Annotated in this window: 25 protein-coding genes and 3 tRNA genes; 13 read left to right on the top strand and 15 right to left on the bottom strand. The window is 71.3% G+C overall.

The features are described 5' to 3' along the window. Positions 1-168 precede the first annotated feature (168 nt). The 8 genes from OG462_RS23095 (at position 169) to OG462_RS23060 (ending at position 5,411) form a co-directional block, all read left to right on the top strand. Positions 169-705, top strand: a complete 537-nt coding sequence (locus tag OG462_RS23095; RefSeq protein WP_406060320.1) for a hypothetical protein — start codon at positions 169-171, stop codon at positions 703-705. 62 nt (positions 706-767) lie between these two features. Next, a complete protein-coding gene (tadA, locus tag OG462_RS23090; protein WP_406060318.1) occupies positions 768-1,196 on the top strand; it encodes a tRNA adenosine(34) deaminase TadA in 429 nt (142 codons plus the stop codon). Between the two features lie 55 nt (positions 1,197-1,251). Then, positions 1,252-1,336: transfer RNA gene (locus OG462_RS23085), tRNA-Ser, on the top strand. A 456-nt stretch (positions 1,337-1,792) separates the two neighbouring features. After that, positions 1,793-1,957 (top strand): hypothetical protein, encoded by a 165-nt coding sequence (locus OG462_RS23080; protein WP_015034987.1) that lies wholly within the window; start codon positions 1,793-1,795, stop codon positions 1,955-1,957. 9 nt (positions 1,958-1,966) lie between these two features. Then, on the top strand, positions 1,967-2,260 hold the full coding sequence (locus OG462_RS23075; protein ID WP_406060316.1) for a Dabb family protein: 294 nt from the start codon (positions 1,967-1,969) through the stop codon (positions 2,258-2,260). Positions 2,261-2,504: 244 nt separating this feature from the next. Then, the gene (locus tag OG462_RS23070) at positions 2,505-3,350 is read left to right on the top strand and encodes an RNA polymerase sigma factor SigF (protein ID WP_030318136.1); all 846 of its coding nucleotides are present in this window, start codon (positions 2,505-2,507) and stop codon (positions 3,348-3,350) included. Between the two features lie 235 nt (positions 3,351-3,585). Beyond that, positions 3,586-4,491, top strand: coding sequence for an RNA polymerase sigma factor SigF (locus tag OG462_RS23065; RefSeq protein WP_406060314.1), 906 nt, complete (start codon positions 3,586-3,588; stop codon positions 4,489-4,491). Between the two features lie 50 nt (positions 4,492-4,541). Then, complete coding sequence (locus OG462_RS23060) at positions 4,542-5,411, top strand: hypothetical protein (protein WP_406060313.1); 870 nt, start codon at positions 4,542-4,544, stop codon at positions 5,409-5,411. Here the strand turns inward: OG462_RS23060 and OG462_RS23055 are convergent. Continuing rightward, entirely contained in the window at positions 5,398-6,336 is a 939-nt protein-coding gene (locus tag OG462_RS23055) for an oxidoreductase (protein ID WP_406060311.1), read from the bottom strand. The two genes, OG462_RS23060 and OG462_RS23055, sit on opposite strands and share 14 nt — an antisense overlap. 100 nt (positions 6,337-6,436) lie before the next feature. Between OG462_RS23055 and OG462_RS23050 the strand changes: the two genes are divergently transcribed. Next, the gene (locus tag OG462_RS23050) at positions 6,437-7,069 is read left to right on the top strand and encodes a TetR family transcriptional regulator (RefSeq protein ID WP_406060309.1); all 633 of its coding nucleotides are present in this window, start codon (positions 6,437-6,439) and stop codon (positions 7,067-7,069) included. A gap of 73 nt (positions 7,070-7,142) precedes the next feature. Here OG462_RS23050 and OG462_RS23045 read toward each other — a convergent pair whose 3' ends face one another. Further along, positions 7,143-7,373: a hypothetical protein gene (locus OG462_RS23045; protein ID WP_406060307.1), complete on the bottom strand. Its 231-nt coding sequence runs from the start codon at positions 7,371-7,373 to the stop codon at positions 7,143-7,145. Positions 7,374-7,587: 214 nt separating this feature from the next. Between OG462_RS23045 and OG462_RS23040 the strand changes: the two genes are divergently transcribed. After that, positions 7,588-8,031 carry a MarR family winged helix-turn-helix transcriptional regulator gene (locus OG462_RS23040; protein ID WP_406066670.1) on the top strand — a complete coding sequence of 148 codons (444 nt, stop codon included), beginning with the start codon at positions 7,588-7,590 and terminating at the stop codon, positions 8,029-8,031. Between the two features lie 15 nt (positions 8,032-8,046). Next, entirely contained in the window at positions 8,047-9,666 is a 1,620-nt protein-coding gene (locus tag OG462_RS23035; RefSeq protein ID WP_406060306.1) for an MDR family MFS transporter, read from the top strand. A gap of 81 nt (positions 9,667-9,747) precedes the next feature. Here OG462_RS23035 and OG462_RS23030 read toward each other — a convergent pair whose 3' ends face one another. From OG462_RS23030 to OG462_RS22990, 9 genes are all read right to left on the bottom strand, one after another. Then, positions 9,748-10,518 carry a TetR/AcrR family transcriptional regulator gene (locus OG462_RS23030; protein ID WP_406060304.1) on the bottom strand — a complete coding sequence of 257 codons (771 nt, stop codon included), beginning with the start codon at positions 10,516-10,518 and terminating at the stop codon, positions 9,748-9,750. Between the two features lie 35 nt (positions 10,519-10,553). Continuing rightward, positions 10,554-12,107, bottom strand: a complete 1,554-nt coding sequence (locus OG462_RS23025; RefSeq protein WP_406060301.1) for an MFS transporter — start codon at positions 12,105-12,107, stop codon at positions 10,554-10,556. A gap of 90 nt (positions 12,108-12,197) precedes the next feature. Further along, positions 12,198-14,432 carry an ArnT family glycosyltransferase gene (locus OG462_RS23020; protein ID WP_406060300.1) on the bottom strand — a complete coding sequence of 745 codons (2,235 nt, stop codon included), beginning with the start codon at positions 14,430-14,432 and terminating at the stop codon, positions 12,198-12,200. Continuing rightward, positions 14,429-15,700: a glycosyltransferase gene (locus tag OG462_RS23015; RefSeq protein ID WP_406060297.1), complete on the bottom strand. Its 1,272-nt coding sequence runs from the start codon at positions 15,698-15,700 to the stop codon at positions 14,429-14,431. The genes OG462_RS23020 and OG462_RS23015 overlap by 4 nt, the downstream gene beginning before the upstream one ends. Positions 15,701-15,740: 40 nt before the next feature. Beyond that, entirely contained in the window at positions 15,741-17,381 is a 1,641-nt protein-coding gene (locus OG462_RS23010; protein WP_406066668.1) for a sensor histidine kinase, read from the bottom strand. Between the two features lie 99 nt (positions 17,382-17,480). After that, positions 17,481-18,224 (bottom strand): response regulator transcription factor, encoded by a 744-nt coding sequence (locus OG462_RS23005; RefSeq protein ID WP_406066666.1) that lies wholly within the window; start codon positions 18,222-18,224, stop codon positions 17,481-17,483. Positions 18,225-18,313: 89 nt separating this feature from the next. Next, entirely contained in the window at positions 18,314-19,249 is a 936-nt protein-coding gene (locus OG462_RS23000) for an amidohydrolase family protein (RefSeq protein WP_406060295.1), read from the bottom strand. Continuing rightward, positions 19,236-19,571, bottom strand: coding sequence for an antibiotic biosynthesis monooxygenase family protein (locus OG462_RS22995; protein ID WP_406060293.1), 336 nt, complete (start codon positions 19,569-19,571; stop codon positions 19,236-19,238). The genes OG462_RS23000 and OG462_RS22995 overlap by 14 nt, the downstream gene beginning before the upstream one ends. 96 nt (positions 19,572-19,667) lie before the next feature. Beyond that, complete coding sequence (locus OG462_RS22990; protein WP_406060291.1) at positions 19,668-20,537, bottom strand: DUF2797 domain-containing protein; 870 nt, start codon at positions 20,535-20,537, stop codon at positions 19,668-19,670. Positions 20,538-20,563: 26 nt separating this feature from the next. On the opposite strand from OG462_RS22990, the gene OG462_RS22985 reads away from it, so the two are divergent. After that, entirely contained in the window at positions 20,564-20,965 is a 402-nt protein-coding gene (locus OG462_RS22985) for a hypothetical protein (protein ID WP_406060289.1), read from the top strand. Here the strand turns inward: OG462_RS22985 and OG462_RS22980 are convergent. From OG462_RS22980 to OG462_RS22965, 4 genes are all read right to left on the bottom strand, one after another. Further along, positions 20,950-21,774: a BRO family protein gene (locus OG462_RS22980; RefSeq protein WP_406060287.1), complete on the bottom strand. Its 825-nt coding sequence runs from the start codon at positions 21,772-21,774 to the stop codon at positions 20,950-20,952. The genes OG462_RS22985 and OG462_RS22980 overlap by 16 nt on opposite strands. Positions 21,775-21,931: 157 nt before the next feature. Next, entirely contained in the window at positions 21,932-22,297 is a 366-nt protein-coding gene (locus OG462_RS22975; RefSeq protein WP_030204774.1) for a PH domain-containing protein, read from the bottom strand. Between the two features lie 107 nt (positions 22,298-22,404). Continuing rightward, positions 22,405-22,477 (bottom strand) — tRNA-Arg (locus OG462_RS22970). Positions 22,478-22,710: 233 nt separating this feature from the next. Then, a tRNA-Ser gene (locus OG462_RS22965) sits at positions 22,711-22,801 on the bottom strand. Positions 22,802-23,231: 430 nt separating this feature from the next. On the opposite strand from OG462_RS22965, the gene OG462_RS22960 reads away from it, so the two are divergent. Further along, entirely contained in the window at positions 23,232-23,660 is a 429-nt protein-coding gene (locus OG462_RS22960; protein WP_406066664.1) for an SSI family serine proteinase inhibitor, read from the top strand. The last annotated feature ends 38 nt before the right edge of the window (positions 23,661-23,698 follow it).

The following is a 23,698-nucleotide window of genomic DNA, read 5'->3' as shown; positions in this document are numbered from 1 at the left end:
GTGCGCCGGGGTCGCACGCCCGCCCTATGGCGGCGTCGTTCAGACTGATGCACGACGCAAGAGCCGAAGACCTCTCCTGTGGGCGCCGTATCTGTCACGATGCCGATTGGGCGGGGCCAGGAACGCACCGCCGGATCGTCACACCTCTGATCAGTGGGAGAGAGTCAGGTGTACTTCGCCGCACTGCTCGCGCGCACCGAAGACGGGTGGGAAGCGAGCGACACGGAGCTCGACGACGTGGAGACCCTGTCGGATCTGACCGAGCTCGCCCGCGAGGCCTCGGACGACGACACGGTGATCGTCTTCATCGAGCAGGAGGACGCGTGGTTCGGGATCGTACGGATCGAGGGTGAGGAAGACCCTCGCATCTACGTCTCGGACGGCGCCGCCGCCGCCCGTTCCTCGTACGGGGAGATCCTCACCCGGGAGATCCTCGGCGACGACCTGGACGACATCGTCGACGAGCTCGAGTCGCTGGACCTGGACGGTACGGAGGACGGGGAGCCGCTCGACGGCGACTCGGACGACGACGACGAGGAGACGAGCGTCGCCGCCGAGGCCGTGCCGGCCGCTCCGGTCGGCGACCGGCTGATCCTGGCGGACCTCGGCATGTCCCCGGCCGATCTGCTGGCGCTCGACAGCGACGCGCTCGCGGAGATCGCGGACGCGCTGGGGGCCGCCGAGGTCCTGGAGGCCGTCCGCTAGTGGCCCGTGCTGTACCTGTCGTACCTGCGCCCGACCCCGTTCGGGACCCCTGGCGGGACGCCATGCGGCTCGCTCTCGCCGAGGCCGACGCGGCCGTGCCGGCCGGTGACGTACCGGTCGGCGCGGTCGTGCTCGGCCCCGACGGCGCCGTGATCGCCCGCGGGCACAACGAGCGGGAGGCGACCGGCGACCCCACCGCGCACGCCGAGGTGCTCGCCCTGCGCCGGGCGGCCGCGGCGACCGGGGAGTGGCGCCTGCCGGGCTGCACGCTGGTCGTGACCCTGGAGCCGTGCGTGATGTGCGCGGGCGCGCTCGTCCAGTCGCGGGTCGAGCGGGTGGTGTTCGGCGCGCCGGACGAGAAGGCGGGCGCGGCCGGTTCGCTCTGGGACCTCGTACGGGACCGCCGGCTCAACCACCGCCCCGAGGTGATCCAGGGCGTGCTCGGCGAGGAGTGCGCGGAGCAGCTCACGGCCTTCTTCCGCACCCGCTGACCTGCCACGGGATACGGATTTCATCGCAGCCCGAGTTTCGGCTAAGCTCTCTCTCGGTAGCGTGTCCGAGCGGCCGAAGGAGCTCGCCTCGAAAGCGAGTGTGGCGCAAGTCACCGAGGGTTCAAATCCCTCCGCTACCGCTTCGATCGAAGGGCCCGGTGCATTGCACCGGGCCCTTCGGCGTATCCGCTTCGGCGCATCCCCGTAGCCCCCCAGCACCCTCGTGCCCGCACGGAAAAGGCCCCGGCGCGCTCGGGGGCGCGGCCGGGGCCTTCTTCCGTGGGGACGGGAGCTAGGACGGGGGGAGCGGCATCGGGGGGACAAGCCGCTCCCCCCGATGAGAACCGGTCCTCCAAGTCCTGCGCCGCGGTCAGGGGGGAAGCTCGCGGCGCGGACCCCGCAGTGCGGGCCGGTTCCAGGAGCCCTTCGGATTCCTGCCAGATCCTCCGGGCTCGACATCCATACTGCTCGCCCGTCACTCTTCCGGGGGGCGGCAAAAGGCCTCGATCTCCGGGCCCTTGGTCCATAAAGGCTCGGTTAGAGTGGCGCGGTCGTACGGCGGGGGAACAAGCGGGGGAACAGGGGAGGGCTGGGCAATGGTGCAAGCGAAGAAGGTCGCGCTGTACGCGGTCGTGGTCTTTGTGCTGTACACGATCGTCACGTCCCCGGCTCGGGCGGCCGATCTCGTACAGGTAGGGTTCGAGGGCATTTCCAGCGCCGCCCAGGGTGTCGGCGAGTTCATGACCGAACTCATCAACTAGGAGCCCTTCGTGATCCGCCATCTGGTCCTCTTCAAGCTCAACGACGGTGTCACGCGTGACGAGCCGCGTGTCGTCGCCGGTGTCGAGGCGTTCCGCGCGCTCGGCGGCCAGATCCCGGAGCTCCGCTTCTGGGAGTGCGACTGGAACATCACGGACCGGCCGATCGCGTACGACTTCGCCATCAACTCGGCCGTCGAGGACACGGACGCGCTCCAGCGCTATCTGGACCACCCCGCGCACCAGGCGGGCGTCGCCCAGTGGCGCGAGTTCGCCACCTGGGTGATCGCGGACTACGCGTTCTAGTCCGTTCCGCGCCGGGGATCGACCAGATGCCCCTCAGGCCCTCCACCGTCGAGGTGGGGGGCCTATTTCGTCCGCGAATCCGTGCGTGACCTCCCCTTTTTCCGCCAACATGCCCTCAACACGTGGCTATGCGGTGCTTGCACACAGTGGACATGTCTTGTGATGCTATGACCGCTTTTGACGGATGAGTTGACCGTAGTTGACCCAGTCGACCAGCAAGACCAGCCAAAGGGGTGGCGTGAACGTGCCGGCCAGTACAGCGCCTCAGGTCCCGCCCCAGCACGAGGCGGGCGGCGCGGAGACCCCCCGCCCCCGGCCCCAGAGCACCCGCGGCGCCGACACCCGCGCCCTCACCCAGGTGCTCTTCGGGCAGCTCAAGAACCTGGAGCCGGGCACCCCCGAGCACCACCGGGTGCGCGGGGCCCTCATCGAGGCCAACCTCCCGCTCGTCCGGTACGCGGCGGCCCGCTTCCGCTCCCGCAACGAGCCGATGGAGGACGTCGTCCAGGTCGGCACCATCGGCCTCATCAACGCCATCGACCGCTTCGACCCCGACCGCGGCGTCCAGTTCCCGACCTTCGCCATGCCGACCGTCGTCGGCGAGATCAAGCGGTACTTCCGCGACAACGTCCGCACCGTGCACGTGCCCCGCCGGCTGCACGAGCTCTGGGTCCAGGTGAACGGCGCCACCGAGGACCTCACGACCGCCCACGGCCGCTCCCCCACGACGGCGGAGATCGCCGAGCGGCTGCGGATCGGCGAGGACGAGGTGCTCGCCTGCATCGAGGCCGGACGCTCGTACCACGCGACCTCCCTGGAGGCCGCACAGGAGGGCGACGGGCTGCCCGGGCTGCTCGACCGGCTCGGCTACGAGGACCCGGCCCTGGCCGGCGTCGAGCACCGCGACCTCGTCCGGCATCTGCTCGTACAACTGCCCGAGCGGGAGCAGCGGATTCTGATGCTGCGCTACTACAGCAACCTGACCCAGTCTCAGATCAGCCAGGAACTCGGTGTCTCCCAGATGCATGTGTCAAGGCTCCTCGCCCGCAGCTTCGCGCGTTTGAGATCCGCAAACAGAATCGAGGCGTAACCGGATCGGGTAGACCGGTTCGGAGCAGTTCTGCGGCGCCCCAAATGCCGTACACCCCTTGTTTCCTGCGGATATACACCCTCACCTTGTCGACAAGTCACTACAGCGTGTTGCCGACATGTGACATTCTGCTGGAACCGAGTTTGCCGCAGCCCCCCCGCCGGTATTCAGGTGGAGGCTGCGTTCCTCAGATGGTCGCGGCCACCGCGACCGTCCGCGACCTCAAGGGGGTGGCATGTCCACAGAACTGGGCAGCTCGAAGGTGCTCACGCTCACGCCCGTTCCCGTGCCCACGCAGACGACGGCGCCGACCGCGGCCGAGAGCGCGGAGACCGCGCCTCCGCCGATGGTCGTCACGTCGGGAGCCCTCGACACCCGCACCCTCTCCCGCTCCCTCTTCCTGAGGCTGCGCGCCCTCGACACCGAAGGCGTCGCCGCCGACAGCCCGGAGCGGACCTACGTCCGCGACACCCTCATCGAGCTCAACCTCCCCCTCGTGCGGTACGCGGCGGCCCGCTTCCGCTCCCGCAACGAGCCGATGGAGGACATCGTCCAGGTCGGCACCATCGGCCTGATCAAGGCGATCGACCGCTTCGACTGCGAACGGGGCGTGGAGTTCCCGACGTTCGCGATGCCGACGGTCGTCGGTGAGATCAAGCGCTTCTTCCGCGACACCTCGTGGTCGGTGCGCGTCCCGCGCCGGCTCCAGGAGCTGCGCCTCGCCCTCACCAAGGCCAGCGACGAGCTCGCCCAGAAGCTCGACCGCTCCCCCACCGTGCCCGAACTCGCCGCCGTGCTCGGGGTGTCGGAGGAGGACGTCGTCGACGGCCTCGCCGTCGGCAACGCGTACACCGCCTCCTCGCTCGACTCCCCCTCCCCGGAGGACGACGGCGGCGAGGGCTCGCTCGCCGACCGCCTCGGCTACGAGGACACGGCGCTCGAAGGCGTCGAATACCGCGAGTCGCTCAAGCCGCTGCTCGCCAAACTCCCGCCCCGGGAGCGGCAGATCATCATGCTGCGCTTCTTCGCCAACATGACCCAGTCGCAGATCGGCGAGGAGGTCGGCATCTCCCAGATGCACGTCTCGCGGCTGCTCACGCGCACCCTCGCCCAGCTGCGCGAGGGCCTCATCGCGGACTGAGTTTCCCGAAGGACTCCCTTCCTGACGGATCGTCAGCCACACTGGCGACCATGAGGCGAAGGAAGCCGGGACTCGTGGCGGTGGCGCTCTGCCTCGGCGGAGCGCTGACCGCCTGTGGCGGCGGAGGAGACGGCGAGGGGTACGCGGCGGTGGGCGCCGGCCCCTCCCCGGGAGTCGCGGGCACCCCCTCGGGCGCGGTCACGCTGGTGCCCCTGGACGGCCCGACGACGAGCGGAGACACGTCCAGCACGTCCTCACCCTCGCCGGCTCCGGAAACGCCGCCCATGCCGCCGCCGGCGGGCGGAGACACGGCGCCCACGGGCACGTCCGGGTCTTCCGGTACGGATACGGGTTCGGGACCGGGATCGAGTACCGGGTCGAGTACGGGTACGGGTACGGGTACGGGTACGGGATCGAGTACGGGTACGGGGTCCGCCACGGCTCCGACGACCACGCCGGGCGGCACTGGCTCCGGCACCGGCTCCGGCAGTACGCCTCCGGGTTCCGGCACCGGCACCCCTCCCCGTACGCCCTCCACTCCGCCCTCCGAGCCCGGCACCGGCACCCCCGCCCCCTCTCCCACCCCGGTCCCCCCGCCCACGCCCGCACCCGGGCCCGCCGTGGTCACCGTCTCCGCGCCCGTCCTCGCCGACGGGGACCGGCGCTGGTGCGAGAAGGTGACCGTCTCCTTCCGGAACAGCGGGGGAACGGCGGCCCGTTCGGGCACGGTCACCTTCGCCACCCACGTCATCGGGGCCCTCGGCATCGACTGGGCGACGCTCACGTCCACCCAGCCGCTGCCCGCGCCGATCGCCGCCGGGGCGGCGCGGACGGAGACGTACACCGTGTGCGTGGACTCCTGGCGGGTGCCGCTGGGAATGCGGATCGACACCCGGAAGGTCTCCGCTAGCTGGCAGTGACGGGGAAGCGCACCTCGGTGAGGCGTTCCGAGAGGTCCCACAGCCTGCGGCCCGTCCCGGGGTCGGCCGCCGCGTCGGAGAGGCGTACGCGAGTCGGTGCGCCGCGCAGTTCGGCCAGGCCGTCGGGGCCGATGAACTCGCCTCCCGCCAGGCCTGGTTCGGTCGCCGCGTACAGCTGCGGCAGCGCGCCCCGCTCCGGGCTCTGGGCGAAGTGCGGGTTGCCGAGGTGACTGAAGGCCCATCGCAGGAGGCCGGAGGTGTCCCGGGTCTGGAGCCGGGTGGCGGTGTAGCCAGGGTGGGCGAGCACCCCGCGGACCGGGCTGCCGGCCTCGGTCAGGCGTCGGTGGAGCTCCTGCCCGAAGACGGCGTTGGCGAACTTCGACTGGTTGTAGAAGGCCATGGGCGCGTAGCCGCGCTCGCCGGCGAGGTCGTCGAAGCGGAGGCGGCCCTGCCGGTGGTTGATCGAGCTGACCGTGACCACCCGGGAGTCGCGCCCCGCGGCGAGCAGATCGAGCAGCAGCCCGGTGAGCGCGAAGTGGCCGAGGTGGTTGGTGGCGAACTGGAGCTCGTGACCCTGGGGGCTGAGGGTGCGGGGCGGGGCCATCACGCCCGCGTTGTTGACGAGCACGTCCAGGCGGGCGTGCTCCTCGCGCATCCGGCCCGCAAAGGCACGTACCGAGTCGAGGTCGGCCAGATCGAGCGGGCGTACGTCGAGGAGGTCCGGCGCGACTCCGGCCGCCACGAGCTCGTCGGCGGCCCGGCGGCCCTTCTCCTCGTCGCGTACGGCGAGGATCACACGACCGCCCCGGCGGGCGAGCTCCCGGGTGGTGGCGAGGCCGAGACCGCTGTTGGCCCCGGTGACGACGAAGAGCCGCCCGGTCTGGTCCGGGATCAGGTCGGCGGTCCAGCTCTGCTTCTTGGTCATGCGACACACGCTGCCGTTTGTGTCACCGAGTGTCAAGCATGCATCTGAATGCCGCCAAGGGGCCTTGGTGTCATCGAAGTCACCGCGTTACCATTCCCCGGTGAGTACCCGCCCCGACGCCGGCCCTGTCAGCCTGGCCCAGCGCAAACGTCAGCTCGTCGCGACCGAGCTCACCGAGGCGGCCCTCCAGCTGCTCGCCCTCAAGGGCTTCGACGCGGTCACAGTCGACGAGATCGCGACCACCGCCGGGGTCTCCAAGCGGACCTTCTTCCGGTACTTCGCGTCCAAGGAGGACGTGGTCGTCCAGTTCCTGGCCGGCATGGGCGCCGACATGCGCGTGGGGCTCGCGGCCCGGCCCGCCGGAGAGCGCCCCTCCGGGGCACTCCTGCACGCCGTCTCCGTACCCCTGAAGACGTGTGGCGATCACGCCGAGCGCGCCCTTCCGGTGGTCCGGCTGATCCTGCGGACCCCCGCACTGCTCGCCCGCTTCCTGGAACACCAGGCGCAGTGGCGCGAGGAACTGACGGAGGAGTTGGCGGCCCGCCTGGGGCGCGACCCCGGGGCCGACCTCTACCCCCGGCTGGCCGCGGGCATGGCGCTGGCCGCGTTCGACGCCGTGCTGCGCCGGTGGAGCGAGGGGGAGGGCGCGAAGAGCGCGGAGGACCCGACCACGCTGATCGGGGAGGCCTTCGCGGTGCTCGCGCCCGCGCTGGACTCCGTCACCCCGCGGTAGGACAACGAAAAGGTGGGCCGGGTCCGCGTGACGCGGATCCGGCCCACCCGGGGCTCGGTGAAGGACGGGGCGGTCAGCCCAGGGCCAGCCAGGCGACGGCCGCCAGAACGACGATCACCGCGACCACGCCCACGATCAGGCCGACCTTCGGGCCGCCCGACGACGTGGCCGCGACCTGCGGCTGCCGCTGCTGCGGGGCGCCCTCATCGACGAAGGCGCGGAACATCTGGGTGCTGCCGGCGGGGTCGTAGGAGCCCTCGGGGCCCTGGCCCTGGCCGTACGGTGCTTGGGGGTTGTGTGCCATGGGTCAGGACCCTAGCGAAGTACGGGTGACGCGCCCAAGCCCCGTACCCCTACCTCCACACGTGCGGGCACGCCCCGCACCCCCGCTCCACCTTTGCCTATTCTTTAGCGCCGTTTGACCGATTTAGTTTGCCTGGAGCAACCATCGATCTCTATGGTTGCCCTAAGCAACAACATCTACGGAGTGCCCGATGGACGGCTCGATGGACGGCTCGATGGACCGGGGCAATCGATACGAGAACCTCGCCCGCCAGGTGAGCGCCATCGGAGCGGTGAAGCGCGGGCTCGCGCGGGTCCTGCCCACCGAGTGCCCCAGCGGATCCGCCATCGTCCTCGCCCTGCTCAACCATCACGGCGACATGCGGATGGGCCGGGTGTCCGAACTGATGGCCGTCGACATGTCGGTCAGCAGCCGACACGTGGCCCACACCGTGGACCGCGGCTGGGTCGAGCGCCTGCCCGACCCCGCCGACAAACGCTCCCGCATCCTCCACCTGACCCGGGCGGGCGAAGACATGCTCGCCGTCCTCGACCGACGGCTGACCGACATGCTCGCCCGCACCCTCGCGGAGTGGTCCGACGACGACGTCGAACTGCTCACCACCCTGCTCGCCCGCCTCCGCGATTCCTTCGGGGACTGCCGGGCCCACCACGCTTGAGAACGAAGGAAGTTGATGGCTACGACCACCACACCAGAGACCGGTGTGAGCGGCGGGAGCGCCAAGCAGGGGGACACCGCCTCCGGCGGCGCCCCGATGACGCACAAGCAGATCATGGAGGCGCTGTCCGGGCTGCTGCTCGGCATGTTCGTCGCCATCCTGTCCTCGACGATCGTCTCCAACGCCCTCCCCCAGATCATCACCGACCTGGGCGGCGGCCAGTCCGCCTACACCTGGGTGGTCACCGCCGCGCTGCTCTCGATGACCGCGACCACCCCGCTCTGGGGCAAGCTCGCGGACCTCTTCTCCAAGAAGCTGCTCGTCCAGATAGCCCTGATCATCTACGTGGCGGGCTCGATCGTCGCCGGTCTCTCGCAGAGCACCGGCATGCTCATCGCCTGCCGCGTCGTGCAGGGCATCGGCGTCGGCGGTCTGACCGCCCTCTCCCAGATCATCCTGGCCGCGATGATCGCCCCGCGTGAGCGCGGCCGGTACAGCGGCTACCTCGGCGCGACCTTCGCCGTCGCCACCGTCGGCGGCCCGCTGCTCGGCGGCGTCATCACCGACACCGAGTGGCTCGGCTGGCGCTGGTGCTTCTACGTCGGCGTGCCCTTCGCGTTCATCGCTCTGGTCGTCCTGCAGAAGACGCTCAAGCTCCCCGTCGTGAAGCGCAAGGTCAAGGTCGACTGGGCCGGCGCCTTCTTCATCAGCGCCGCCGTCTCCCTGCTCCTCATCTGGGTCACCTTCGCGGGCGACAAGTACGACTGGATGTCCTGGCAGACCGCCGCCATGGTGCTCGGCGCGATCGCGCTCGGCGGGATCTTCCTGCTCGTCGAGTCGAAGGCCAGCGAGCCGATCATCCCGCTGCGTCTCTTCCGCAACCGCACGATCACCCTGGCCTCGCTCGCCTCGCTCTTCGTGGGTGTCGCGATGTTCGCCGGCACGGTCTTCTTCAGCCAGTACTTCCAGCTGGCACGGAACGAGTCGCCGACGATGTCCGGCGTCCTCACCATCCCGATGATCGCGGGCCTGTTCGTCTCCTCCACCGTCTCCGGTCTGGTCATCACCAAGACCGGCAAGTGGAAGGCGTGGCTGGTCAGCGGCGGCGCGCTCGCCGCGGGCGGTCTCGGCCTGCTCGGCACGATCCGCTACGACACGGCGTACTGGCACATCGCGCTGTTCATGGCGCTCCTCGGCCTCGGCCTCGGCATGATGATGCAGAACCTGGTGCTCTGCACCCAGAACCAGGTGGCCCCGGCCGACCTCGGTGCCGCCTCCTCCGTCGTCACCTTCTTCCGCTCCCTGGGCGGTGCGATCGGTGTCTCGGCGCTCGGCGCGGTCATGGCCCACCGGGTCACGAGCTACGTCAAGGAAGGCCTGGCCGAGCTCGGTCCGAAGGCCGCGGGCGCCATGGGCAAGGGCGGCACGGGCGGCGGCATCCCCGACATGGACAAGCTGCCGGCCCCGATCCGTACGGTCATGGAGGACGCGTACGGACACGGTGTCGCCGATGTCTTCCTCTACTCGGCGCCGTTCGCGCTGCTGGCCTTCGTGGTGACCCTGTTCATCAAGGAAGTCGCCCTGAAGAGCAGCTCGGTGAAGGCCGACGAGAAGCCGGTGGCCGCGGAGGTCTAGAAAAGCTCCCGGCCGCGCTTCGAGCGGAGGCGCGGCCGGGTCGAGTACGGAGCGGCGGGCAGGGGACGGCCCGCCGCTCCGTCATTTTCCGGTTTCACGGGAAACCATCGTCTCGATGCCGGCGACCAGGACGTCCAGGGCGTAGGCGAAGTCCCGGTCCCACATCTCGGTGACGCTGCCCTGCGAGGCCCGTACGTCGAGGATCTCCGCCATGGGCTCGATGGCCTCCACGAAGCCCGGATTGTCGCGGAAGGCCTTGACGGACTCCACGTAGAAGTCGTCCTGCGACATCCCGGCCTCCGCCGCACGCCGCCCGAACTGGGACTCGATCGTCCCGTAGCCGTACACGAACTGGAAGACCGCCGACGTCGCGCTCGGCTGACGGTCGACCGGCAGGCCGGTGCCCCCGATCGCCTCCTGGATCTTGCCGCCGACGGCGATCGCGTGCGGGCCGATGTTCAGGTACTGCCCGGCGCTCGGCGACATCCACGGGTGGCGGACCAGCATCCGGCGGTATTCCAGGGCGAGCACGCGGATCATGTCCCGCCAGCCGTCGGCGGCGGCGATCGCCGCGAGGTCGAACTCGCCGTACACGCTGTCCATGGCGAACTCGATGATGTCGTCCTTGGTGTCCACGTACCAGTACAGGGACATCGCGGTGACGTTCAGCTCGGCCGCGAGCTTGCGCATCGACAGCCCGGCCAGGCCCTCCTCGTCGAGCATCCGGATCGCCGCGGCGACGATCCGGTCCCGGTCGAGCCCGGCCGGACCGCCGCCGCTGCGGGGCGTCCGCACCTCCAGCCAGACGCTGGAACGCGCCGGGTTCTTGGCCCGGTCGGCTGCCTTGACCATCGCGTTCCTCCGTCTGTCAGTGGTTCGGCACCATGCTATGCAGCAGCGTTCTCGGTCTGTTCCGCCTGCTGCTCCGCCTGCTGTTTCGCCGCCCTGGCCTCCGTCCGCTCGGCCCGCCTGAGCAGCGCCGCCGCCACCAGACCGCCCACGAAGACGGCGGCCGCGCCGACCAGCTGGCTGGTCTGGAGACCGGAGGCGAAGGCGTCGGAGATCTCCTGCCGCTCGGCCTCGCCGCCGGCGGCGGCCAGGGCCGCCGGGAGGGAGGTCGCGGTGACGGCGACGAGCGCGGCGAAGCGCGCGTTGAGGACGGCGCCGAGGACGGCGACACCGAGGCCGTTGCCGAACTCGGCGAGGGTGCCGTTGATCCCGGCGCCCACGCCCGCCTTCTCCGGCGGGATCGAGCTCATGATCGCGTTGGCCATGGCCGGGGAGGAGACGGCGATGCCGCCGCCCATCAGGACCAGGCCGAGGAGCATGCCCGCGTAGCTGCCGTCCGTACCGCCGCCGAGCAGCGAGATCGAGGTGAGGCCGGCGGCCACCAGGGTCATGCCGAGGACGACCGTCGGCGGGGTGCCCAGCTTCATCACGATCTTCGGGCCGATGCCGGTCAGGTTGAGGCCGACGATCGTCAGCGCGAGCGGCGCCATCCGCAGACCGGCTTCCAGGGGCTCGTAGCCGAGCACGAACTGCAGGTGCTGGGTGAGCAGGAAGAGCGAGCCGCCCATGCCGAAGACGACCAGGATCGATCCGCCGATGGCGCCGATGAACTTCTGGTTCCGGAAGAAGTGCATGTCGAGCATCGGATACGGGGTGTGCAGCTCCCACAGCGCGAAGGCGCCGAGGCCGAGCAGCCCGATCGCGGCCGGGACCAGCACCTGCGCGGAGACCCAGCCGTGCTCGGGGCCGCTGATGATCGCGTACACGACGGCGGTCATGCCGATGGTGGAGAGCAGCGCACCGAGCAGGTCGGGGCGCTCACCCTGCGGGTTCTTGGACTCCGGTACGAGCTTGAGGACGGCGACGAGCGCCACGACCGCGACCGGGATGTTGATCAGGAAGATCATTCCCCACCAGAAGTGGTTCAGGATCACGCCGCCGATCAGCGGTCCGCCGGCGAAGCCGAGGGAGGCGACGGTCGACCAGAGTGCGATGGCCTTGACCCGCTCCGAGTCGTCGAAGATCTGCATGACGACGGCGAGGGTGGTGGTCATCAGGAGCGCGCCGCCGACGCCCATGCCCGCGCGGGCGGCGATCAGCTGCGCCGTGGAGTCGGCGAGTCCGGCGGCGAGCGAGCCGATGCCGAAGAGCGCGAGACCGATCGCGAGCAGCTTCTTGCGGCCGTAGCGGTCGGCGGCGTTGCCGGCGCTGAGCAGCAGGCCGGACTGGACGAGCGAGTACGCGTTGATCATCCACTGGATGTCGGTGGTGGTCGCGTGGAGTTCGGAGGTCAGCGACGGGATGGCGACGCTGAGCACGGTGTTGTCGAGCAGCACGGTGAGCTGGGCGAGGCAGATGACGCCGAGGATCAGCCAGCGCTGCGGGTGACCGCCTGTGGCGGTCCGTTCGGTCGCGGCGGTCGTCGCCGTCATGGGCAGAACTCCTTGTACGGTGTACGGGAAACTTGTTCTCGTACACCGTACAAGGACTCTCGTACGCTGTATAGCGATTATGTTCCGCGGTTACTTCGCGGCGGTCAGGTCGTAGAAGGTGGCGTTGCCGATCGTCACCTTCTCGAAGGTCTCCGAGACCCAGGTGGAGATCTCCGAGTTGCCGCCGGGACCACCGCCACCGCCCATGCGGCCGCCGCCGTCCTCACCGGTACCGCCGCTCTCGCCGCTGCCGATGAAGTAGTGGATCTTCCCCTCGGCGACGTACTGCTTGAACTGCGCGAGCGTCGGGGACGGGTCGCTGCCGTTGAAGCCGCCGATCGCCATGACCGGCTTCTCGGTGGCGAGCTGGTAGCTGGCCGCGTTCTGGGCGCCGACCGTGGCCGCGACCCAGGTGTACGCGTCGGCGTCCGCGAGGAGCGCGGCCTTCGCCTCCGCACCGACGCTGGCACCGTTGAGCAGGCCGCCCATGCCGCCGCCACCGCCGCCCGGGCCTTCGCCGCGGGTCATGCCCTGTCCCTGGGACGGGGTCCCGCCGGGCATCTGGTTCTGACCTTGGGCCTGGCCTTGGGCCTGGCCTTGGGCCCCTTGGCCGCCGGGACCGCCGGGCATCTGACCGACCTGACCACCCTGGCCGCCGCCGGGCATCTGACCGCCTCCCTGGCCGCCGGGCATCTGCCCGCCGGGGAATGCCCCGCCCTCGAACATCCGCATACCGCCACCGCCGCCGGGACCCCGGCCGCCCATCGCCCCGCCCGCCGGGCCCGCCGTCACGATCGAGCCCTGGTGGCCGGAGTCCACCGTCGCCAGGGTGTACGCGAACGGACCCGCGAGTCCCGCCGCCAGGCCGAGGCCCGCGACCCCGAGGCCGAGCCGCCGGTCCACCCGGCCCGCGAACAGCAGCCCGAGCGCGGCCACCGCGCCCGCGACCAGCACCGTCCAGCGCAGCCACGGCAGCCAGTCCGGCGTACGCCCGAGAAGGGTCCAGCCCCACCAGGCGGTCACCGCCACCGTCACCGCGAGGGTCGCCGAGGCGAGCGGCCGGGTGCGCTCCTCCCAGAGCACGGCCGCGCCCATGCCGACGAGCGCCGCGAGGTACGGGGCCAGGGCCACCGTGTAGTACTCGTGGAAGATGCCGGCCATGAAGCTGAACACCGCCAGCGTGATCAGCAGCGAACCACCCCACACCAGGAACGCCGAACGCGCCGTGTCCGTCCGGGGCGCCCGCCAGGTGACGACGAGCCCCGCGACCAGCAGGACCAGCGCGGCCGGCAGGAGCCAGGAGATCTGGCCGCCGATGGAGTCGTTGAACATCCGGACGATGCCGGTCTCGCCCCAGCCGCCGCCCTGGCCGCCGCCACGACCGCCGCCGCCGACGCTGCCGGTCTCGTTGCCGTTGATCCGGCCGAGGCCGTTGTAGCCGAAGGTCAGCTCCAGGAAGCTGTTGTTCTGCGAGCCTCCGACGTACGGGCGGGAGGACGCCGGCCACAGCTCGACCAGAGCCACCCACCAGCCCGCCGACACCAGCATCGCGAGCCCGGCGAGGGCGAGACGGCCGATCCGGCGCCCGATCCCGCCCGGCGCACACACCCCGTAGACGAGGGCGAGCGGCGGAAGGATCAGGAAGGCCTGCAGGGTCTTCGCGAGGAATGCGAACCCGAAGGCCACCCCGGCCCACACGAGCCACTTCGCCGCGCCCCGGTCCTGTTCGAGGGCGCGCAGCACGCAGTACACGGCGACCGTCATGAGCAGGGCGAGCAGCGCGTCCGGGTTGTTGAAGCGGAACATCAGCGCCGCGACGGGCGTGAGCGCGAGGACCGCACCCGCGATCAGGCCCGCGCCCGCGCCGAACCGGCGCCGTACGGCCGCGTAGAGCACGGCGACGGTGGCCACGCCCATGAGCACCTCGGGCACGAGGATCTGCCAGGAGCCGAGGCCGAAGAGGCGGACGGAGAGGGCCATCGGCCAGAGCGCGGCCGGCGGCTTGTCGACGGTGATGGCGTTGGCCGCGTCGAGCGAGCCGAAGAAGAAGGCCTTCCAGCTCGCACCGCCCGCCTGGACGGCGGCGGAGTAGAAGGAGTTGGCGTAGCCGGAGGCGCTCAGGTTCCACAGGTAGAGCACGGCGGTCACGGCGAGCAGGCCGAGGAACGCGGGCCGGACCCAGGGGGCGTCCTCGGCGCGGCCGCGCCAGAGCCGGGTGAGTCGGCCGGCACCGGGCGGGGCGGCGTGCGCCGCACCACGGCCCGGCCCGGCCACGGGTGACACCGGAGCGGTCTCCGGAGGGGTCTCCGGGGAGGTCGAAGTCATCGGTCGTTCCTTGCAGTGGACCGCTCGGGGAAGACCCAGAGCCGGAAGAGGAGGAAGCGCAGGACGGTCGCGGCGAGGTTGGCGACGACCAGGACGGCGAGCTCGGTGGAGTGCGCCGGATCGCCGGTCGCCGCGCCGAGGGCGGCGAGCGAACCGCTGGTGAGGGCCAGGCCGATGGCGAAGACCACGAGCCCCTGCGCCTGGTGGCGGACGGCCCGGTCCCGGCCCCGTACCCCGAAGGTGAGCCGCCGGTTGGCCGCCGTGTTGGCGACGGCGGAGACGAGGAGCGCGCCGGCGTTGGCGAACTGCGGGCCGATGCCGAGCCGGAAGAGCGAGTACAGGGCGATGTAGAAGAGCGTCGACAGGACGCCGACCACGCAGAAGCCGACCAGCTGCCGGGCCAGTCCGCCCGGCACGCCGGTGAGTTCGCGGTCCCGGGGGTCGTCCCCGAAGGGCCTGGCCAGCCGGTCGAGCGGCAGCGAACCCGTCGCGAGCGCCCGCCCCACCCGCCAGACGCCCTTCAGGTCGTCGGTGGCCGTGCTGACGATGTGCACGGTCGAGTCGGGGTCGTCGACCCAGTCGACCGGCACCTCGTGGATGCGCAGCCCGGCCCGCTCGGCGAGGACGAGCAGCTCGGTGTCGAAGAACCAGCCGGTGTCCTCCACCATCGGGAGCAGCCGCTCGGCCACGTCCCGCCGGATCGCCTTGAAGCCGCATTGCGCGTCGGAGAACCGGGCGGCGAGCGAGCCGCGCAGGATCAGGTTGTACGCGCGCGAGATGAACTCCCGCTTCGGCCCTCGCACGACCCGCGAGGAGCGGGCGAGCCGGGAGCCGATCGCCAGGTCGGAGTGGCCGGAGATGAGCGGCGCGACCAGCGGGAGCAGGGCGTTCAGGTCGGTGGAGAGGTCCACGTCCATATAGGCGAGGACGGGCGCGTCCGAGCCCGACCACACCGTCCGCAGCGCCCGGCCGCGCCCCTTCTGCTCCAGCCGTACGGAGCGCACCTCGGGCACCTCGGCGGCGAGGCCGGCGGCGACGGCGGGGGTGGTGTCGGTGGAGGCGTTGTCGGCGACGGTGATGCGGAAGCCGTACGGGAACGTCCGGAGAAGGTGTTCGTGGAGCCGGCGGACGCACGGCTCCAGGTCCTTCTCCTCGTTGTAGACGGGGATCACCACGTCCAGGACGGGCCGTCCCGCGATGTTCACCGGCAGGTGTTCCCGGGCGGGGAGGGCCCCGGACGTGGGCCCCGCGATCGTTGGGGTTCGCATACGGACGACCCTCGCGGGGGCTGCTGTCACGGCTGTGTGATCAGCCTGTGGCCTGCCTGTGAGTGCCCTGCCGGAACGTGTCGGCGGGCCCCTGCCGGTAGGTGTCGGCGGGGCCGTGCCGGTAGGTGTCGGCAGGCCCATGCCGGAACGTGTCTGCAGGCCCATGCCCGTACGTGTCTGCAGGCCCATGCCCGTACGTGTCTGCAGGCCCATGCCGGTAAGCGTCGGCGGGCAGCCGGACGGTGAAGGCGGTCCGGCCGGGGGTGCTTTCGACGCCGACCTCACCCCCGTGCGCGCACACGACCGCGCGGACGATGGCGAGCCCGAGACCGGTGGATCCGGCGTTGCGGGAACGGGAGGCGTCGCCCCGCGCGAACCGTTCGAAGACGGTGGGCAGCAGGGCGGCCGGGATACCCGGCCCGTCGTCCTCGATCCGGACGACGACCGCGTCGGACTCCGTACGGACCCTGGCGGTGACCTTGGTCCCTGGCGGGGTGTGCGTACGGGCGTTGGCGAGGAGGTTGACGAGGACCTGCTGGAGCCGGGCACCGTCCGCGTGTACGGGGGTGCCGCCGTCCTCGGGCAGTTCGAGGCTCCAGTGGTGGTCGGGCCCGGCGGCGCGGGCGTCGCTCACGGCGTCCACGACGAGGGGCACGAGGTCGGTGGGCTCGTACGAGAGGGGGCGTCCGGCGTCGAGCCGGGCGAGCAGCAGCAGGTCCTCCACCAGGCCCGTCATCCGGGTCGCCTCGGACTCGATCCGGCCGAGCGCGTGGCGGGTGTCGGGCCCGCACTCCTCCCGGCCGCGCCGGGTCAGCTCCGCGTACCCCCGGATCGAGGCGAGCGGTGTGCGCAGTTCGTGACTGGCGTCGGCGACGAACTGCCGGACGCGGGTCTCGCTCTGCTGGCGGGCGTCGAGCGCCGAGTGGACGTGGTCGAGCATACGGTTGATGGCCGCGCCGACCTGGCCGACCTCGGTCCGTGGATCGGCCTCGGTGTCCGGGACGCGCTGATGGAGCGCCACCTCGCCGCTGTGCAGCGGCAGCTGGGCGACCTGACCGGCGGTGGCGGCGACCCGCCGCAGCGGCCGCAGGGCGACCCGGACGAGCACGGTCCCGGCGAGCGAGGCGGCGAAGAGCCCGGCGCCGGTGACGCTCAGTTCGACGAGGACGAGGGTGGAGAGGGCGTCCTCGACCTCGGTGAGCGGGATGCCGGTGAGGAAGGCGCCGTGGCTGCCTTCCGCGTACTCGACCCGGTAGGAGCCGAGGCCGCCGGGCAGATCGACGGTGTGCGGCTCGCCGTCGCGGGGGACGGCGGCGAGCGCGGCCCGCTGGGCCTCGTCGAGATCCTTGGTCGGGAACTTCGGCCCGTCCGACCCGCCGTTGCCCGCCTCCTCCGTCGAGTACCCGGCCGCGGCGACGCCCTGGTCGGTCAGGACGGCACCGAGGGTCCCGATCGGGGCCCCCGGTCCGCCGAGGAAGGCGAGCGGCTGCCGGTCGCGTATCGGGTCGGGCGTGCCGCCGAGGACGACCGGCGGTCCGGCGGCCCGGTTGGACAGCCCGCGGACCTGCTCGTCGGCCTGGTCGTAGAGGTACGAGCGGAAGGCGATCGTCGTGACCGTGCCGATGACGGCCGCGACGACCGCGATCAGCGCGACCGCCGAGACGACGAGCCGGGTCCGCAGCGACCACGGCCGCGGCCCCGCACCTCGGGACGACGACTGCGGCTCCGCACCTGGTGACGACGACCGCGGCCGCCGTGCTGCGCGACGGGACACGAGCCGCTACTCCCCCGGCTTGATGAGGTAACCCGCCCCGCGCCGGGTGTGGATCATCGGGGCGCGCCCCCCGTCGAGCTTCCGCCGCAGGTACGAGATGTAGAGCTCGACGACATTGGCCTGGCCGCCGAAGTCGTACGACCAGACCCGGTCGAGGATCTGCGCCTTGCTGAGCACCCGCCGCGGATTGCGCATCAGATAGCGCAGCAGCTCGAACTCGGTCGCCGTGAGGTGGATGGAGTCCCCGCCGCGGGTGACCTCGTGGCTGTCCTCGTCGAGGGTCAGGTCCCCGACGACGAGCAGCGACTCGCTGCGCGCGAGCGCGGCCCCCGACCTGCGGATGAGCCCGCGCAGCCGGGCCACGACCTCCTCCAGGCTGAAGGGCTTGGTGACGTAGTCGTCGCCGCCCGCCGTGAGCCCGGCGATCCGGTCCTCGACGGCGTCCTTCGCCGTCAGGAACAGCACCGGCACGTCGGGCAGTTCGCGCCGGATCCGGCCGAGCAGGCTCAGCCCGTCGACGTCGGGCAGCATGATGTCGAGGATGACGGCGTCGGGCCGGAACTCCCGCGCCGAGCGCAGGGCCTCGGCCCCGTCCCCGGCGCTGCGCACTTGCCAGCCCTCGTAGCGCAGGGCCATGGAGAGCAGCTCGGCGAGCGAGGCCTCGTCGTCGACCACGAGGACACGGACGGCGGTCCCGTCGGCCCGGAGCATGTCGCCGCGGGTGCCGGTACGGCGTGTGGTGACGGTCATGGGGCGTGAGGTGACGGTCATGGGACCCACGCTGTCGGCCGCCGCTGAGAGGGCTCTTTCCCTTTCCTGTGAATTCGCTGAGAAAGGACTCAGAGGTCCCGGGTCGGTTTCACGTGAAACAACGCGGCGCCGTTCTCGTACAGGACACCCCGGAGCCAGTCGTCCCCGAGCCCGAGGCGTTCGAGGGCGTGGAGCTGGTGCACGTACGGATACGGGATGTTCGGGAAGTCGGAGCCGAGGAGGATCCGGTCGCCGACGTCGACCAGCCGCTTGAGCTCCGCCTCGGGGAAGGGCGCGAGCCGCTCGCTGAAGTCGGTGAAGGCCATGGTGGTGTCCAGGTGGACGCCCTCGTACCGCTGGGCCAGGTCGAGGAAGTCGCCGTACTCGGGCATCCCCATGTGGGCGACGATCACCCGCAGCCGGGGGTGGCGGGCGAGCAGCCGCGCCATGGGCCCGGGGCCGGTGAAGTTGCCCGGGGTGGGCCCGGAGCCGCAGTGGACCACGACCGGAGTACCGGAGTCGGCGAGCGCTCCCCACACCCCGTCCAGCTGGATGTCGGTCGGATCGAAGCCGCCGACCTGGAGGTGCACCTTGAAGACCCGGGTGCCGGCGTCGAGCGCCTCGCGGACGTACCGGTCGACGCCCGGCTCGGGGAAGAAGGTCGCGGTGTGCAGACAGTCGGGGGTACGGGCGGCGAAGTCGGCGGCCCAGGAGTTCAGCCAGGCGGCCATGCCGGCCTTGTGCGGGTAGAGCATCGCGGTGAAGGCGACCGCCCCGAAGCCGCGGAGGAGGGCGAGCCGGCGCTCCTCCTCCTCGCGGTAGGTGATGGGCCACTCCATGCCGGTCAGGGGACCGACGGCGTCGAAATAGGCCCAGACCTTGTCGAGGACGTTCTGCGGCATGAAGTGCGTGTGCACATCGACGAGCCCGGGAATCCCGAGCCGCTCGACGAGGGCCCGGATGTCATCGCTCTCGCCGTGCCCGCTGCTTCCGCTACTCGCACTGCTCCCGTTACTCGCGCTCATAGCTGTAGCTCCGTTCGACCTTGCCGATGTGGACGCTGAAGCTGTCGTACCAGTGCTCTCGCCCGTACGCCTTGGCGGCCTGGTGCTCGGTGTCGAGCCGCCAGGCGTCGAGCGACTCCAGGTCCCGGAAGTAGGCCACGCTGATGCCGATGCCGCCGGGGGTACGGGCGGTCTCGTAGCCGAGGAAGCCGGGGACCGCGCCGACGATCTCGCGCATCCGGACGGCGGTCTCGGCGTAGCCCTCGGGGGCCTCGGGGCGGACGGAAGTGAACACAGCTGTGTAGTAGGGCGGTTCGATGTCCGCCACCAGCTTGGGGGTCATGTGATCACCCTCGCCGGGGCGCGGCGGGGATGTCCACGGCCCCGGGCAAAGGGATCCAAGACTTTACGAAAGCGCCCGCCGCAGGTGATCGGCCCCTCAGAACAGCTCGCCCTGGGTGCTCGGGTCGGCGGCGGACACCGCTTCCGACACCGGCACGGAGAAGGCGTCCCCCTCCCCCGCGCCCTGGAGCACCCACCCGCCCATCAGCCGGGTGTCGAGGGCGAGACAGCGTCCGCCGGGGTCGAGGAGGTGGAGGTCGGGCCCGGCGGCGGCGAGCAGTCGCCCGGTGACGACACCCCCGTCGACCAGCTCCGTGACCGTGCCGGCGAGCGGCGGCAGCCCGTCGAGCCCGAAGGCCTCGACGTGGTCGCGCGGGGCGAACTCCAGCGGCTCCAGCGTCTCCGTCCAGCCGCCGACCTCCCGCGCCCGCCGGTGCAGCTCCCCGACCTCCCTGGCCCGGTCCGCGGCGGGCGGCAGGGTGTGCCGGGCGGCCCGCTTGCGCTCGTACGCCACCCTGTCGGGGACCCCGAGCGCCTGCCGCAGCACCTCCTCGGTCCGCCGGGCGGCCATCAGCGGACCCCGCCCGAGCCAGCTGAACGTGACGGCGCCCTGTTCGAGAAGCCGGGCCTCGCCCCGGGCCTCGGCGGTGATCCCGACCTTGGTCATACCGGGCCCGAACCAGGCCAGGTAGACGCGGTACGGCTGCGGATCGTCCAGGAAGGTGTCGGCGGCGACCGAGTGGGCCCGGTCGAGCCGCGCGCACTCGGCGCACCGTCCACCGGTGGCCCGGCCGGGCACGACGGCCTCCAGAGGGCAGGGATTCCCCCGGGCGCCCGGGCACCGCCGCTCCCCCACGGCCCGGAAGGCGAGCCCCTGCCCGTAAGCGAGGGCGCTGACCTTCCCGCCGTGCCACCGAAGCCCGGGCACTCCATCGCCCCAGGTGATCCCCCGACACCGCCACTCCACGCCCCGCGCCTCCCTATGCTCCCCGGATGTCCAGTCTCCGCCACATCCGCTTCCAGTCCCCGACCCGGTGCCCCCGGGGCCATCACCCCGGGGTCTTCGGCCTCGCCAACGCGCTGGCCCGGGAGGGCCGGCTCTCCCCCGACGAGTGGCGGGTCTGGCGCGCCTCGAACGACTGGTACGACGCCCATGTCCCCAACCCGACGACGGTCGACCCGACGGTCTACGACCCGGAGTTGAACCCGGGCGCAGCCGCCTGGTTCCGCCCGACGGCGACCGAGGCACTGGCCCGGGTTTCCCCCTACCTCCGCATCCTGGCCGACCACGGCGTGCCCTGCGTCCGCCTGGAGTCGGCGGCCCCGGGCAGGATCGTCTACGCGGACGCGTACCAGGTGGTGGCGGTGGCAGAGGCACCTCAGGGCAGGACGTAGATCCGTGCCCCGTCCGCGTCGGGCCCCCCGACCTCCCGCATGCAGCCCCGCTCGATGAGGAGACGGACGCAGTCCCGGACGCGCTCGCACGAGAGGCCGGTGCGCCGGGTGACGTCCTGGGCCCGGTAGCGGACCCCGCCGCGGACCAGGGCGGGGGCGAGGCAGGTGGCCACCGTGCGCATGTCCCCGGTGATGGCCCAGGACTCGACGAGCTGCTGCGGGGTGAGCGCGACGACGGCGCCGGTGCGCTGACGGGGCACGGAGAGCCTCTCAAGGGAGTCGGCGACCCTTGAGAGGCTCCGCCGAGTCTCGCGGAGCAGCTCCGCGTACTCGGTGTGCTCGGCGTACGCTGCGGCCCGCTCGTCGAACTGCCCGTCGAGCCGTACGAGGACCTCGACGAGCTCCGGCGGCAGGACGAACCCGGGGTGCACGGGGGAGGGTTCGAGCCCGTAGCCCCCGTGCCGCTGGACCGCCGCTATGACCTCGGCCGTCCACGCCCGGAACGGCCCGGCCTCCGGTCTCCGGCACGCCCCGACGAGCTGGACGAGCCCCTGCAGGCTCACCATCCGCGTCGCCGCCCTGATCCCGCACCGGCCGAGGAACTCCTCGCCCCCGGCGAGCTCCCGCGCGGCCGCCAGGCACGTCTCGGGCAGCTCCACCGTCCGCAGCGCCTCCCGGGTCCCCGCGTACCCCAGCCGCTTCGCCACGTCCACGACGGGGAACCAGTGGGTCCCGTCGGGCGCGGTCAGCCGCCGCAGGGGCGCACCGGTGGCGGCGTACACCAAGTCATCGATGTCGATCGCATCCATCGATCATCACCTCCGCCTCGCAAGCTAGGCCGAGGGCATATTCAACTGACACGTAAATCAGACAGGTTCACCCAAAAGGGGAGAGATTCCCGGGTATGACCCCGGGAATCCCTCCCCTACACATACGCATACGCCTCCGCCGAGGCCCGCGTCGCGCCTACTTGGCGACGAACTGCGTCAGGATCGCCTGCACCTCGTAGATGTCGACACCCTTGGTGAAGGTCTTCTGGACGGGCAGCTGGCTGCCGGAGATCCAGATCTTCAGCTCGGCGTCCAGATCGAAGGTGCCGGCGGTCTCGACGGCGAAGTGCGTGATGCTCCGGTACGGGATCGAGTGGTACTCGACCTTCTTGCCGGTGATGCCCTGCTTGTCGACCAGCACGAGCCGCCGGTCGGTGAAGAAGATCGTGTCGCGGATCAGCAGGTACGCGGCGTGCACCTGCTCCCCCGGCCCGAGCAGCCGCGCGAAGTCCTGCTGCGCCTGCGCCGGATCAATCGCGTGCGCGTTCCCGAAGAGCGCCATGCCCCAACCCCCACCTTCGAAGAGAAAAGAACGATCATCCGACCCTAACTCTCCGACCCCCCAACGCCGAAGGCCCCGGACTCTCGTCCGGGGCCTTCGACCTGCTGTGCACTCGGCAGGATTCGAACCTGCAACCTTCTGATCCGTAGTCAGATGCTCTATCCGTTAAGCTACGAGTGCTTGTTCTTTTGTCTTGTCTCCGCTCCCCGGTCTTTTCGACCCGCTCGCGGCGACAGACAGAACATTACATGACTGCCGCCGCCATGTGAAATCCATTGGCCACACCCCTTGTGACCTGCGAAAACGTCGCCCAGGGCCGGAGTCCGGCCGACCGGCGGGGCAGTCGGCCCGGAGCGTGGCCGACCCGGAAACGGCCGAAGCCCCGGCCTGTGGGGCCGGGGCTTCGGTAGGGGCGGAGGCGGAGGGATTTGAACCCTCGATGGGCTTTAAGACCCAAACCGCATTAGCAGTGCGGCGCCATAGACCGGACTAGGCGACGCCTCCATGCACCTCGCGCATACGCGGGGGGTGCGTGCAGATGATGACACAGGCGAACCGGCTGTCACCAATCGATTCTCACCGTACTAGCCCTCCGGGGTCGAGGGCAAAGCCCAGCGCCCCGCGACGTGCCGTCCGCCGGAGCGATCGCACGCATCCGAGCCCCGTCCCCGCCGCAGCCGGCCGCCGCATCCGAGCCCGCCCCCGCCGCAGCCGGACGCCACTGCCGGGAACCGCCGCACCCGCCCGGAGCCACCCCTCCACTCGCCCGAGCGCCCTTCCCGCCGGAGCCACCTCCCCACCCGAGGCACCTCGCCGCCCGCCCGGCGCACCCCGCTTGCGCAACGCCACGGCGCCCGGAGCGTTAGAGGGGGCGGGGCACGTCGTGCACCCGCGCCCGTCGTACACCCCCGCTCCCCCGCTCCTGGAGATCCGCATGCTGCGCCGCCTCGTCCTCGCGACCCTCGCCACCACCGCCGCCGGCACCGCCGGGTTCGGCCCGCTGCCGCCGCTGCCCCTGCTCTCGCCGCCGCCCGAGACGCTGACCGTGACCGTCACGAAGAGCGGGTACCCGAACGCCGACGGCACCTTCGAGCTGACGTGCGACGACCAGGCCGACGGGAACCACCCGGCCCGCGAAGACGCCTGCGAGCGCCTCGACCAGCTCGCGAAGGAGGGCGGGAACCCGTTCAAGCCCGTGCCCGCGGACCAGTTCTGTGCGCAGGTCTACGGCGGACCCGCCGACGCGCACATCACCGGCACCTGGCAGGGCCGCACGGTCGACGCCCGCTTCTCCCGCGCCAACGGCTGCGAGATCGACCGCTGGGAGAATCTGGAGCCGGTCCTTCCTCTTGTCCGGGGATGACACGGGATGGGACGGGATGAGACCGGGGTCGCCCCCCG

The sequence above is a fragment of the Streptomyces sp. NBC_01077 genome (genome assembly GCF_045162855.1).
Lineage (GTDB): Bacteria > Actinomycetota > Actinomycetes > Streptomycetales > Streptomycetaceae > Streptomyces.
This window is presented reverse-complemented; position numbering and strand designations above follow the sequence as displayed.